The following is a 12211-nucleotide window of genomic DNA, read 5'->3' as shown; positions in this document are numbered from 1 at the left end:
CTTTTTACGGCAGATGGGTGAATAACAACCGGAAGTTGTCAAGCAGTCTGTGCGGGGGCCCGTAGCAAGGCAAGGAAAAACCCGTCGCCATCGGCATCGGGACGGCTGGTCCGGGTTTCCGTCACCGTCCAATTCGGATGGCGGGTCGCAAAGGCGCGGATCTGCGCGGCATTCTCGGCATCGAGCAGCGCGCAGGTCATATAGGCCAGCACGCCCCCCGGCGCGGTGCAGCGCGCGGCATCGTCCAGTATTTCGGATTGCAGCGCGGTCAGTTCCGCCAGCCGATCGGGCGTTAGATCCCATTTCGCCTGTGGCTGCCGCCGCCACGCGCCGCTGCCCGAACAGGGCACGTCGGCCACGACAACGTCGAAACCCGCCTGGGCCGGGGCGTCGCTCACGCGCACCTCTACCCCGGCACGGCGGGCCCGGTCCGGCAGGTCGCGCAGGCGGGCGGGGATTGCATCATGGGCGATGAACTGGGCGGAGACACGAGCGGCAAGGGCCAGTGTCTTTCCCCCACCACCGGCGCAGTAATCCAGCACGCGCGCGTCGTCCGCCACCGGCACGGCCTGCGCCAGCGCCTGCGACCCCGCATCCTGCAATTCGACGAGGCCATCGCGGTAGACCGCGCTATTGGCCACGCGGCGCGCACCGTCGGTCACGCTCAATGCGGTTTCGGCCCGAGGATTGGGCGTGGTGGCGATGCCCTCCTCGGCCAGCAGGGCGGCGGCATGGGCGGGATCGGATTTCCGCAGATTGACGCGCAGGGTGATCGGGGCCCGATCGCGCAGGGTTGTCATGACAGGCACGAAATCCTCGCCGAGGCTGGCGCGCAGATCGGCTTCGAGCCACTCGGGACAATCAAGCGCGACCGGCTCGGGCGCGGTGCCCGGCATCTGCCGCTCGGCGTCGTTCAAAGGCACCGGTGCGAACCGCGCGTCGGTAAAGATCGCGTCGACATCCTCGCCCTCCTGCCGCAGCAGGCCCAGCATCAGCGCGCGCCCGGTCGGAGCGTCCCCCGCGCCACCGGCCCACGCGGCGGAACGCAGGCGCCGCAGCGCGGAATAAACCTGATCGCGGATCGCGGCACGATCCCCCGACCCCGCATAGCGGTTGTTACGCGCCCAAACGGTCAGCGCCTTTTCGGCGGGCGCGCCCTGCAGGATATCATCCAGCAGGGCGATGGCGGCGGAGACGCGCGCGGCGGGGGTCATGACCGCTCAGCCCAGCCGATAGTTCGGGCTTTCGCGGGTGATGGTCACGTCGTGCACATGGCTTTCCTTCAGCCCGGCGCCGGTGATTTTCACGAACTGGCAATTGCGGCGCATCTCTTCGACCGTGGCGCAGCCGGTATAGCCCATCGCGGCACGCAGGCCGCCGACCAGTTGGTGCACCACGGCGCCAGCGGACCCTTTATAGGGCACCTGCCCCTCGATGCCTTCGGGCACGAGTTTGTCGGAGGCCGCGTCCTTCTGGAAGTAACGATCCGCCGAACCGCGCGCCATCGCGCCGAGAGACCCCATACCGCGATAGGCCTTGAACGACCGGCCCTGATACAGGATCACCTCGCCCGGGCTTTCATCCGTGCCCGCGATCATCGAGCCGACCATGGCGCAGGACGCGCCCGCGGCGATGGCCTTGGCGAAATCGCCGGAGAACTTGATGCCGCCATCGGCGATCACCGGGGTATCGCCTGCGGCCTTGGCGCAATCCATGATCGCGGTCAGCTGCGGCACACCGACACCCGCAACCATCCGCGTGGTGCAGATGGAGCCGGGGCCAATGCCGACCTTGATCGCATCCGCGCCCGCATCGATCAGCGCGCGCGTGGCCTCGCCTGTCGCGACATTGCCGGCAATGACCTGCACATGGTTCGACAGCGCCTTGGCGCGCGCGACCGCATCGGCGACGCCGGAGGAATGGCCATGCGCGGTGTCGATCACCACGATATCGACGCCTGCATCGACCAGCGCGGCGGAGCGCTCGAACCCGGCATCGCCCACAGTGGAAGCAGCGGCAACCCGAAGCCGGCCCAGATCATCCTTGCAGGCATTGGGGTTCAGCACGGCTTTTTCGGTATCTTTCAGCGTCAGCAGCCCGGTGAGCTTACCGGTGCCATCGGTGACCAAAAGCTTCTCGATGCGGCGCGCCTTCATCAGGCTTTTGGCCTCGTCCAATTCCACCGGCTCGACCAGCACGGCAAGATTGTCAGAGGTCATCATCACCTTGACCGGGGTGCGGTCATCGGAGGCAAAACGCATGTCGCGATTGGTGACGATACCCACGACGCGCCCGCCTTCGTCCACGACCGGAAACCCGGTGACGTTGTAGCGGTCCTGCAGCGCCTTGGCATCGGCCAGCGTCTGATCGGGGGTCAGGGTGATCGGGTTGTAGACGACACCGCTTTCAAACCGTTTGACCCGGCGGACCTGCGTGGCCTGCTCCTCGATCGTCAGGTTGCGGTGGATCACGCCAATGCCGCCCGCCTGCGCCATGCTGATCGCCATGCGATCCTCGGTCACGGTGTCCATGGCCGAGCTAAGCAACGGGATGTTCATGGAGATCGAGCGCGTGACATGGGTGGTCACGTTCGCGGTGGAAGGCAGCACGGAACTGGCCTGCGGAACCAGCAGCACGTCGTCGAAGGTGAGAGCCTCGCGAATCTCCATGAGTATCTCCTCGGGAGGTGTCGTTTGGCGCGTCCCTATTGCACGGATATCGGGCAGGGGAAAGACCCGGTGCGGCGCAATCGGGCCCGAGCGCTAGCGTGTGGGCCGGGCAAAGCCCCGTCCCAGCGCCCGCCAGCTCAGCGCCGTCAGCAGCCCCGCCCCCAATGCCGCAAGGACAAACGGCACGCCAAGCGCCACCTCGCGGGTGGTGATCAGCCCGGCCAGCCGGACCGAAAGCCCGGAGGCCAGCAACCCCAGCGGCATCATGCCCCAGGCCAGCAGGCGATAGAGGCTGTTGACCCGCCCCCTCAGCGCGTCGGGGATCGTGCGCTGCCGATAGGACACCGACACGGTGTTCCACAGCAGTCCAAAGAAATGAAACGCGGCAAAGGCCAGCGCAGCCCCCACTACAGTGCCGGTGAGCGGCAGCGCGGCGAAGGCCAGCGCACAGCAGGTCAGCGCCAGCCGCAGCACCCGCCCGGGGCCCAATGACTGCACGACACGTTCGGCGCAGAGCCCGCCCAACAACCCGCCAATTGCCCCGCTGGCAAGGATCAGACCGTAGCTGCGCGCGCCCGCGTCCAGAACCTCCTGCGTATAAAGAACCAGCGCGATCAGGATCATCTGCTCGAACAGGTTCCAGATCCCGGTGATCAGCGCCAGCAGGCGCAACACCGGCTGACTGCGCAAAAACGCGATCCCCGCGCCAAGCTCCGCCCGCCACGGGCCGGGCGTGGCGGGGGGCGTGCCGAACTGCCCCTGAATGCCGCGCACCAGCAGGATCGCCGCGCCAAAGGCCACCGCATTGGCAGCAAATGGCATGGGCGGCGCCACCGCGATCAGTGCCGCGCCAAGGGCAGGCCCCAACAGCGCATTGCCGATGATCTCGACGCTCCAGAGCCTGCCATTGGCGCGCTCCAGCCGCGCATGGGGCACCAGCGCAGGCAGCACGGTCTGCGCGGCATTGTCGCGATAGACCTCCGCGATCCCGACACAAAGCGCCGCCGCGCAGATCACGGCGAATAGCCCCGGCATCGCCACGCCGCGCGCGGGCACCGGCGCAAGCGGCAGCGCCAGCCACAATGCAGCCGCGACACCGGCGAAAACCAGCGCGCGCAGCAGATCCATCCGCAGGATCAGCCGCCGCCGGTCCATGCGGTCGGCCACCAGCCCGGCATGAAGGGCAAACACCGCCCAAGGCAGACGCAGCGCCACTGGCACCACGGCGATCAACACCGGATCACGGGTGAGCAAGGACGCGAGCCACGCCCAGGCAACGACGGCGACGCCATCGGCGAGGTTGGTCATGCCGCTGGCTGCGATGAACCGGGCAAGTCGGCTCACCTAAGCTGCTCCCCGCCCTGCCCTTGCACGCGCCCGGTGGTTTCAACATGGGATAAATATCCCCGCCGGAGGCATGCCCTGCCGGTCATCGATAGAGCAACGACCGGCCATTGGCGAAAAGGTGGATCTTCTCCGGCGCCGCGCGCAGCCCGACGGTGCGGTGCTTCAGATCGGGGTGGATGCCGGGCAGCTTGGCAATAACGCCGATCTTGGCCGCCGGGTCTTCGGGCTGGAAATAGAGCAGCGTCACTTCGCCCAAGGCCTCGGTGATCGCCACCTCGCCTTGGTAGAGCCAACCTTCGTCCGCGGGCGTCAGGTCTTCGGGCCGGACGCCGAGGTTCACGGCGCGGCCCAGATCGCTGTCACTGGTTTGAATTGCTGCGACGGCCTCCCCCCCGCCGGCCAGACGCACGGTGGTTTGCGGGCCGGTTGCGATGATCTCGCCCGGCAGCAGATTCATGGCGGGCGAGCCGATGAACTGCGCGACAAATTCGTTCTCGGGCCGCTCATACAGATCAAGCGGCGTGCCGACCTGCGAAATGCCGCCCCCCGCCAGAACCACGATGCGCGAGGCCAGCGTCATCGCTTCGACCTGATCGTGGGTGACGTAGATCATGGTGCTGTCGGGCATCGCCTCCTTCAACTGGGCAATCTCGATCCGGGTGGCGACGCGCAGCGCGGCGTCGAGGTTCGAAAGCGGTTCATCGAACAGGTAAACCTTCGGATCGCGGACGATGGCCCGGCCAATGGCCACGCGCTGACGCTGGCCGCCCGATAGGGCTTTGGGCAGCCGGTCGAGATAGGGGGTCAGTTGCAGGATGCGCGCGGCATTATCGACCGCTTCGGTGATTTCGGCACGGCTTTTGCCCGCAATTTTCAGCGCGAAGGCCATGTTGTCGCGCACGGTCATGTGGGGATAAAGCGCGTAGGACTGGAACACCATCGCGATGCCCCGCTGTGCGGGGGGCACATCGTTGACCACCTGCCCATCGATTTCGAGCGTGCCGCCGGAGATCCGCTCCAGCCCCGCGATCATCCGCAGCAGCGTGGACTTGCCGCAGCCCGACGGCCCGACAAACACCACCAGTTCGCCAGCGCGAATGTCGAGATTGATGTGCGACAGCACCTCGACCTTACCATAAGCCTTGGCGACATCGGTCAGTTTCAGATCGGCCATGTCCTCCCCTCCCTTCTGCCGCGGCGGGGGACGGACATGCGCCCCCCGCCGCCGGTTCCGACACTGTCGGTCGTCAGGTCTTGCGCCGCAGCAAGCAGGGCTGCCACGGGCCCAGCGTCAGCCCGTTGCCATAGCCGGGACCGGCGCTGTTAATCTCGGTCCCGATATGATGCCAATCGCCCTCGGGCACCGTCATCGCGGACGGCGTATCCGACAGGTTGAAGGCGCAGAATAGTTCTTCGTCCTCGCTGATGCGGTAGAAGCTCAGCACATCGCCCTCGGCGGTGATGCCGGTCATGTCGCCCTTATCCAGCACCGCATGGGCATGGCGGAACGCGATAGCCTTGCGGTAGTGGTGCAGCAGCCCGTCAGGCGAATGTTCCTGCGTGTTCACGGACAGGTGCAGATGTTCGGAACTGACCGGCAGCCACGGGCGCGCGGAGCTGAACCCGCCATGCAGCAGCTCCTCATTCCAGACCATCGGCGTGCGGCAACCGTCGCGGCCCTTGAATTCGGGCCAGAATTCGATGCCGTAGGGGTCTTGCAGATCGTCAAAGGCCACATCGGCCTCCGGCAGGCCCAGTTCCTCGCCCTGATACAGGCAGACGGAGCCCTGCAAACACATGATCAGCGTCGTGTAGGCGCGCATCGCGGATGGGCTCAGATGCCAGCGGGTCGCGTGACGCACCACGTCGTGATTGGAGAATGCCCAGCAGGCCCAGCCGTCACCTGCGACCTCCTTGAAGTGATGAAACACCTCCGCCATGCGCGCGGCGGTGGGGATGTCCTTGGCCAGAAACTCGAAGGCGTAGCACATCTGCACACCCTTATCCCCGGCGGTATATTCGCCAAGGATCTCAAGCCCGCGCTGCGCATCGCCCACCTCGCCCACGGCGGCGGCGTTATAGCGGTCCATCAGCGTCCGGAACTTGGCCAGAAACTCCAGATTTTCGGGCTGGTTCTTGGAGTATAGGTGGCGCTGGTGGTTATAGGGGTTCACCGATGGCGCGATGGAGTCGTTTCGCTCGGCCTTGGCCAGAGGCGGGTTGTCGCGCAACTCCTTGTCGTGGACGTAGAAGTTGATGGTGTCGAGCCGGAACCCATCAACACCCCGATCCAGCCAGAACTGCGCCACGCCCAGCAGCGCGTCCTGCACCTGCGGCTCGTGGAAGTTCAGATCGGGCTGCGAGGTGAGGAAGTTGTGCAGGAAATACTGCTCCCGCCCCGGATGCCACTGCCATGCTGGCCCGCCAAAGATCGACAGCCAATTGTTGGGCGGGGTGCCATCGGGGCGCGGATCGGCCCAGACATACCAATTGGCCTTGTCATTATCGCGGCTCGATTGGCTTTGCTGGAACCACGGGTGTTGATCGGAACTGTGCGACAGCACCAGATCGATCAGCACCTTCATGCCGTAAAGATGCGCGGTCTCGATCACCGCGTCGAAGTCCGACAGCCCGCCGAACATCGGATCGACATCGCAGTAATCGCTGACGTCGTAGCCGAAATCCTTCATGGGGGAAGTGAAGAACGGTGAAATCCACACCGCGTCCACCCCGAGCGAGGCGATGTAGGGCAGCCGTTCGACGATGCCGAGCAGATCGCCCACCCCGTCGCCATTGCTGTCCTGAAACGAGCGCGGATAGATCTGATAGATCACTGCGCCGCGCCACCAGTCGCGGTCGGTCTCGGGATGCGGGGTGGCCCCCGTTTTTTCCAGTGCCTGTGCTGTCATGAAGTTTTATCCACCTTTGACCGAGCCCGCGAGGAGGCCCCGGACCAGGTATTTCTGCATTGCAAAGAACACCACCAGCGGCACCGCGATGGACACGAAGGCCGAAGCGGCGAGGATTTCCCAATCGCCGCCACGCGAACCCAGAAGCTCCCGCAGACGGCCGGTCATCACCAACTGCTGTTCGGTGTTACCCAAAAAAACGGTCGCGACAAGCAAGTCGTTCCATGTCCAGAGGAATTGGAAGATTGCGAAACTGGCGAGTGCCGGAAAACTAAGCGGCAAGATGATCCTGACGAAGATCTGAAAATCCGTGGCCCCATCGACGCGGGCGCTTTCGATGATTTCGCGCGGAAGCCCGGCGATATAGTTGCGCAGCAGATAGATCGCCAGCGGCATCCCAAAGGCCGTGTGCGCCAGCCAGATGCCAAGGTAGCTTTTGCCAATGCCGACCGCATTATGCAGCTTCAAAAGCGGGATCAGCGACATTTGCAGCGGCACGACCAACAGCCCGACCACCACGGCGATCAGCAACGCGCGACCGGGAAACTGCATCCATGCCAGCGCATAGGCCGCGAAGGCCGCGATCACGATGGGGATCACCGTCGCGGGCAGCGTCACGGTCATGGTGTTGATGAAGCTCTGACCGATGCCTTCGGAAAACAGCACCCGCTCGTAATTGGCCAGAGTGAAGGCCGGAGGCTCCACCGCCGTGCCAAAGATCCGCATGCCCCGGCGGCCTTCGGGCTGGGTGGCATATTCGATGCGGTAGCTTCCGTCGGTCTCGACGGTGATGCGGGCGCCGTCATCCTCCACCGTGGTCCCCGCCTCGTAGGCCGCCGGCGCGCGGGAGGACGTGCCGAACCGCGACAGCGTGCCCTCCTCGGTGCCGAACGCGTTGCCAGTGATCACCCACAGATCGCCTTCGGGGCGCGCCTCCTCGGGGCTGGCAGCGCGGAAGCCGATATTCTGTTCCGAGGCCGACAGCGCGGTCCACCATCCCGACGCGGTGATCTGATCGCGGTCGCGGAAGGACGAGATCAGCAACCCCGCCGTGGGCAGCGTCCACAACACTACCAGCAGCACGACGGTGATGTTGACCACCCATGTCAGCGAGGATTTGGTTCCGGCGATCGAATCCATCAGCGCGCGTTCCTCATCCCAGTTCCTTGCGGGCGTTGCGGATGTTCCAGACCATGATCGGGATCACCATGACCATAATGACCAGCGCCACGGTCGAGGCGCGCCCGTAATCCGCGCCCCGGAACATCCAGTCGAACATCAGGTTGGCCAGAACCTGACTGCCCCATTGCCCGTTGGTCATGGCCAGCACGATGTCGAACACCTTCAGCACCAGAATGGTGATCGTCGTCCAGACTACGGCAATCGTGCCCCAGATCTGCGGCACTTTGATCTTGGTAAAGATTTGCAGCGGCGAGGCACCGTCAAGGATCGCGGCTTCGATGGTTTCTTCGGGGATGCCGCGCAGGGCCGCGGAGAGGATCACCATCGCAAATCCTGTCTGAATCCAGATCAGGATCACCATCAGGAACAGGTTGTTCCAGAACGGCGTGGTGATCCATGCCTCCGGCGCGCCGCCCAAAGCCACGACCACGGCGTTGAGCAGGCCGATCTGCTCCTGATCGGCGCCGCGATAGTCGTAGACGAATTTCCAGATCACCGAGGCCCCGACGAAGCTGATCGCCATCGGCATGAAGATCAATGACTTGGCGATATTGCCCCACCGGATGCGATCTGTCAGCGCCGCCGCGATCAGGCCAAAGAATGTCGAGGCCGCAGGCACGACGATCAGCCACAGGATGTTGTTGACGAAGCTTTCGCGAAATTCGCTGTCGTTCAGCATCCACAGGTAGTTGTCCGCCCCGACCCAGCGATTGCCGGTCTTGTCATGAAGCGACAGCCAGATCGAATTGAACACCGGGTAGACGAGGTAGACGCCCAGCACAAAGATCGCGGGAAACAGAAACAGCCACGGGCGGATCGCATTGGCCCGGTTGATGTTGCGCCCCGCGCGCGGCCCGCGCGGTGGCAATGCGGTGTCGAGGATCAGGTTGGAGAGGTAGAAATACGCCACGCAGCCGAAGACGCCAGCAACCATCGTGAAGGTAGCGGCGACGAGTTGATCCATGAGGCGGAATTCCCTGTTTAGATGGCGCGGAATGCACAGGGCTGTGCGCGCACTGGCCGGACGGGCCGACCAGTGCGGTGCGATTTACTTCAGCGAGTCCCACGTGCTTTGGATCTGGCTCGCGACCTCCTTGGCATCCGCGCCGCCGGCGTAATCGACCATGCCCGTCCAGAACGCGCCCGCACCGATGGCCCCCGGCATCAGATCCGATGCATCGAAGCGGAACGTATCAGCGTTCAGCATGATGTCACCCATCCGACGCGACGTGTCGTTGATATAGGTGTCGGTATTCACGCCGCTATGGGCCGTCAGGAATGCGCCCTGTGCCATCCAAAGCTCGTGCGCGATGGGCGTTTTCAGCCAATCCAGGAACACCCGCGCGCCGTCGCTTTCGTTGGTCATGCCGACGACCGTGCCCGCGCCCAGAACAGGCTTGCCCAGATCCTGCGCCTCATAGGCGGGGAGGTAGAAGAAATCGATATCTTCGCCCACCACGGTGCCTTCGGGGAAGAAGGCGGGCACGAAACTTGCCTGCCGGTGCATGTAGCATTGCGGCGGGAACTCGAACAGTCCGGCGGGGCTGTCGCGGAAGTCAGTCGAGGCCACGGCCCCGGCGCCGCCATTGACGAAATCGTCGTTGCGGGCAAACCAGCCGAATTCTTCGATCGCGCCGATGACCTTGGGATCGTCGAACGGCATCTCATTGGCGACCCATGCGTCGTAATCCTCGGGCGACTGGGTCCGCAGCATCATGTCCTCGACCCAGTCGGTCGCGGGCCAGCCCGTCGCGGCGCCTGACCCCAGCCCGATGCACCACGGCGTTTCGCCATCGGCGGCGATCTGTTCCGTCAGCGCTTTCAGATCCTCCATCGTTTCGGGCACTTCGTAGCCCGCATCCTCGAAATTCTCAGGGCTATACCAGACCAACGATTTCAGATCGGCGCGATAGAAGATGCCGTAGAACTGATCGGTGCCGTCGGCATCGGCATAGGTGCCCAGATCGACCCATGATTGACCGGCGGCGTAATTGTCGCGCACCCAGTCGGCATCCTCCTGCGTGAGCGGCGTCAGATAGCCCCGGCTCGCCATATCGGCGGCAAGTCCCGGTTGCGGAAACACGGCGAGGTTCGGGGCGGAGCCAGCCTCGGCATCGATGAGGATCTGCTGCTCGAAACTGTCGGAGCCGGAATATTGCACATCCGCGCCGGTGGCCTGCTCGAAATACATCAGCGTGCGGTCGAAATTGTCTTTCTCCCCTCCCAGCCACGGGCCGAACACGGTGATGGTCTGCCCGGTCAGGTCATGCGCCTCGGCAAAGGTCTCATAGCTGTCCCAGCTGAAATCGCCCTCGCCCACCGCAAACGGCAGATCCTGCGCCTGCGCCATCCCTGCCGCACCAAGCGCCAGACCGGCAACGCCAAGCCGAAGTGCGCTGCGGGCATGAATTTTGCGTGGCTCACGAAGTCGTCTCGTCGCGAAAGTCATCTGTGATTACCTCCCCTTCAGGCGCAGCCCGCAACCGGGGCGCGTGTCATCGGACCCGCGCGCCGCCTCCCGCCGCACGCTCTGGGTTCGGGGATAGCGTAGGCGCACAATGGTGCATGTCAACGGCGACGGCGCGTTCTCGCGCTGAAAGATATCGCGCCATTCCAAATGATTATGAACGCGGCATGTTGTGCCCGCAGGCTGTTCACACGACGCGCCGGATGCCGTATGGGAAGCTGGCAAACCAGCCTTTGACCCTTGCCGCGCAAGGGCTTACCGTTTGCGCTAACTCAACCACGACAGACAGGCACGGAGCGAAACGCGATGCTCTTCGACCGCAAGGATTTCCCCGCTGATTTCGTTTTTGGGGCGGCCACCTCCGCGTATCAGATCGAGGGCCACGCGCAGGGCGGAGCAGGACGCACCCATTGGGACGATTTCGCGGAAACGCCCGGCAATGTGGTGGGGGCACAGACCGGGGCGCGGGCAATCGATCACCTTAACCGCATGGACGAAGATCTGGATCTGGTCGCGGGGGCCGGGCTTGACGCCTACCGGTTTTCGGTGTCGTGGGCGCGGGTGCTGCCGGACGGGCGCGGCATGGTCAATCGCGAGGGTCTCGATTTCTATGACCGGCTTGTCGACGGGCTATTGGAACGCGGGCTGAAGCCCGCGGCGACGCTGTACCATTGGGAATTGCCGTCCGCGCTGGCGGATCGTGGCGGTTGGCGCAATCGCGATACCGCGCTGCGCTTTGCCGATTACGCAGGCATCGTCGCGGACCGGATCGGCGACAGGCTTTGGTCCGTCGCACCGATTAACGAGCCGTGGTGCGTCACATGGCTGAGCCATTTTCACGGCATCCATGCGCCCGGCCTGCGCGACATCCGTGCCACCGCGCGCGCGTGTCACCATGTCATGCTGGCACATGGGCTGGCGATCCGCGCCCTGCGTCAGATGGGCATCGGCAATCTGGGCGGGGTGTTCAATTGCGAAGCGGCCGAGCCCGCCGATCCCAGCAGCCCCGCCGACCGCGCTGCCGCCGCGCGCTATGACGAGCATTACAACCGTTTCTTCCTGCAGGCCGCCTGTCATGGCCGCTATCCCGGCACCATCCTTGACGGGTTCGCCCCGCATATGCCCGAGGACTGGGAAGAGGACATGGCCACCATCGCCGCGCCGCTCGACTGGATCGGGCTCAATTATTACACGCGCAAACGCATCCGGCACGCGCCGGGCCCCTGGCCCAATATGGCCGAGGCCGAGCCGACATTGCCGACCACCTCGCTCGGCTGGGAGATTCACCCCGAGGGGCTGCATCATTTCCTGATGATGATCGCGCGCGACTATGCGCCGGGCGTGCCGATCTATGTCACTGAGAACGGGATGGCCCATGACGATACGCTGACCCGCCCCGATACCGAGCGCATGGACTATCTGCGCACGCATCTGGCGCAGGCCCGGCGCGCCCTGCGCGATGGCGTCGATCTGCGCGGCTATTTCATCTGGTCGCTTCTGGACAATTACGAATGGGCGCTGGGCTATGGACCGCGCTTCGGACTGGTCCATGTCAATCATGACGACTTGAAGCGCACCCCGAAGGCGTCCTATCACGCATTGCGCGATGCGCTGAGCCACTAGCCCGATCCCGGCCC

At 64.5% G+C, this 12211-nt stretch carries 9 protein-coding genes; 1 reads left to right on the top strand and 8 read right to left on the bottom strand.

Going from position 1 to position 12211, the window contains the following annotated elements:
* Positions 1–38 precede the first annotated feature (38 nt).
* The 8 genes from CBW24_RS08815 to CBW24_RS08780 all read right to left on the bottom strand — a co-directional run bounded on the left by CBW24_RS08815 (position 39) and on the right by CBW24_RS08780 (position 10457).
* On the bottom strand, positions 39–1214 hold the full coding sequence (locus CBW24_RS08815) for an RsmB/NOP family class I SAM-dependent RNA methyltransferase (protein WP_097373371.1): 1176 nt from the start codon (positions 1212–1214) through the stop codon (positions 39–41).
* 6 nt (positions 1215–1220) lie between these two features.
* Positions 1221–2669 (bottom strand): IMP dehydrogenase, encoded by a 1449-nt coding sequence (gene guaB, locus CBW24_RS08810; RefSeq protein ID WP_097373370.1) that lies wholly within the window; start codon positions 2667–2669, stop codon positions 1221–1223.
* A gap of 93 nt (positions 2670–2762) precedes the next feature.
* Complete coding sequence (locus CBW24_RS08805) at positions 2763–4013, bottom strand: MFS transporter (RefSeq protein WP_097373369.1); 1251 nt, start codon at positions 4011–4013, stop codon at positions 2763–2765.
* 85 nt (positions 4014–4098) lie between these two features.
* The gene (locus tag CBW24_RS08800) at positions 4099–5190 is read right to left on the bottom strand and encodes an ABC transporter ATP-binding protein (RefSeq protein WP_097373368.1); all 1092 of its coding nucleotides are present in this window, start codon (positions 5188–5190) and stop codon (positions 4099–4101) included.
* Positions 5191–5263: 73 nt separating this feature from the next.
* Positions 5264–6925, bottom strand: a complete 1662-nt coding sequence (locus CBW24_RS08795; RefSeq protein WP_088663799.1) for an alpha-amylase family glycosyl hydrolase — start codon at positions 6923–6925, stop codon at positions 5264–5266.
* Between the two features lie 6 nt (positions 6926–6931).
* The gene (locus tag CBW24_RS08790) at positions 6932–8065 is read right to left on the bottom strand and encodes a carbohydrate ABC transporter permease (protein WP_097373367.1); all 1134 of its coding nucleotides are present in this window, start codon (positions 8063–8065) and stop codon (positions 6932–6934) included.
* A gap of 13 nt (positions 8066–8078) precedes the next feature.
* On the bottom strand, positions 8079–9071 hold the full coding sequence (locus CBW24_RS08785; RefSeq protein WP_088663801.1) for a carbohydrate ABC transporter permease: 993 nt from the start codon (positions 9069–9071) through the stop codon (positions 8079–8081).
* Positions 9072–9155: 84 nt separating this feature from the next.
* Positions 9156–10457, bottom strand: a complete 1302-nt coding sequence (locus CBW24_RS08780) for an ABC transporter substrate-binding protein (protein WP_232530310.1) — start codon at positions 10455–10457, stop codon at positions 9156–9158.
* Between the two features lie 423 nt (positions 10458–10880).
* On the opposite strand from CBW24_RS08780, the gene CBW24_RS08775 reads away from it, so the two are divergent.
* Positions 10881–12197 (top strand): GH1 family beta-glucosidase, encoded by a 1317-nt coding sequence (locus CBW24_RS08775; RefSeq protein ID WP_097373365.1) that lies wholly within the window; start codon positions 10881–10883, stop codon positions 12195–12197.
* Positions 12198–12211: the final 14 nt, after the last annotated feature.

Source organism: Pacificitalea manganoxidans (assembly GCF_002504165.1).
GTDB classification, from domain to species: domain Bacteria; phylum Pseudomonadota; class Alphaproteobacteria; order Rhodobacterales; family Rhodobacteraceae; genus Pacificitalea; species Pacificitalea manganoxidans.
The sequence above is the reverse complement of the archived record's forward strand: the minus strand, read 5'-3'. Positions and strand labels throughout refer to the sequence as shown.

Excerpts from the sequence above, each read along its gene's own strand:
- CBW24_RS08780 (WP_232530310.1), bottom strand. The coding sequence starts at position 10,457 with ATGGCGCAGGCGCAGGATCTGCCGTTTGCGGTGGGCGAGGGCGATTTC.
- CBW24_RS08785 (WP_088663801.1), bottom strand. The coding sequence starts at position 9,071 with ATGGATCAACTCGTCGCCGCTACCTTCACGATGGTTGCTGGCGTCTTC.
- guaB (WP_097373370.1), bottom strand. The coding sequence starts at position 2,669 with ATGGAGATTCGCGAGGCTCTCACCTTCGACGACGTGCTGCTGGTTCCG.
- CBW24_RS08815 (WP_097373371.1), bottom strand. The coding sequence starts at position 1,214 with ATGACCCCCGCCGCGCGCGTCTCCGCCGCCATCGCCCTGCTGGATGAT.
- CBW24_RS08775 (WP_097373365.1), top strand. The coding sequence starts at position 10,881 with ATGCTCTTCGACCGCAAGGATTTCCCCGCTGATTTCGTTTTTGGGGCG.
- CBW24_RS08790 (WP_097373367.1), bottom strand. The coding sequence starts at position 8,065 with ATGGATTCGATCGCCGGAACCAAATCCTCGCTGACATGGGTGGTCAAC.
- CBW24_RS08800 (WP_097373368.1), bottom strand. The coding sequence starts at position 5,190 with ATGGCCGATCTGAAACTGACCGATGTCGCCAAGGCTTATGGTAAGGTC.
- CBW24_RS08795 (WP_088663799.1), bottom strand. The coding sequence starts at position 6,925 with ATGACAGCACAGGCACTGGAAAAAACGGGGGCCACCCCGCATCCCGAG.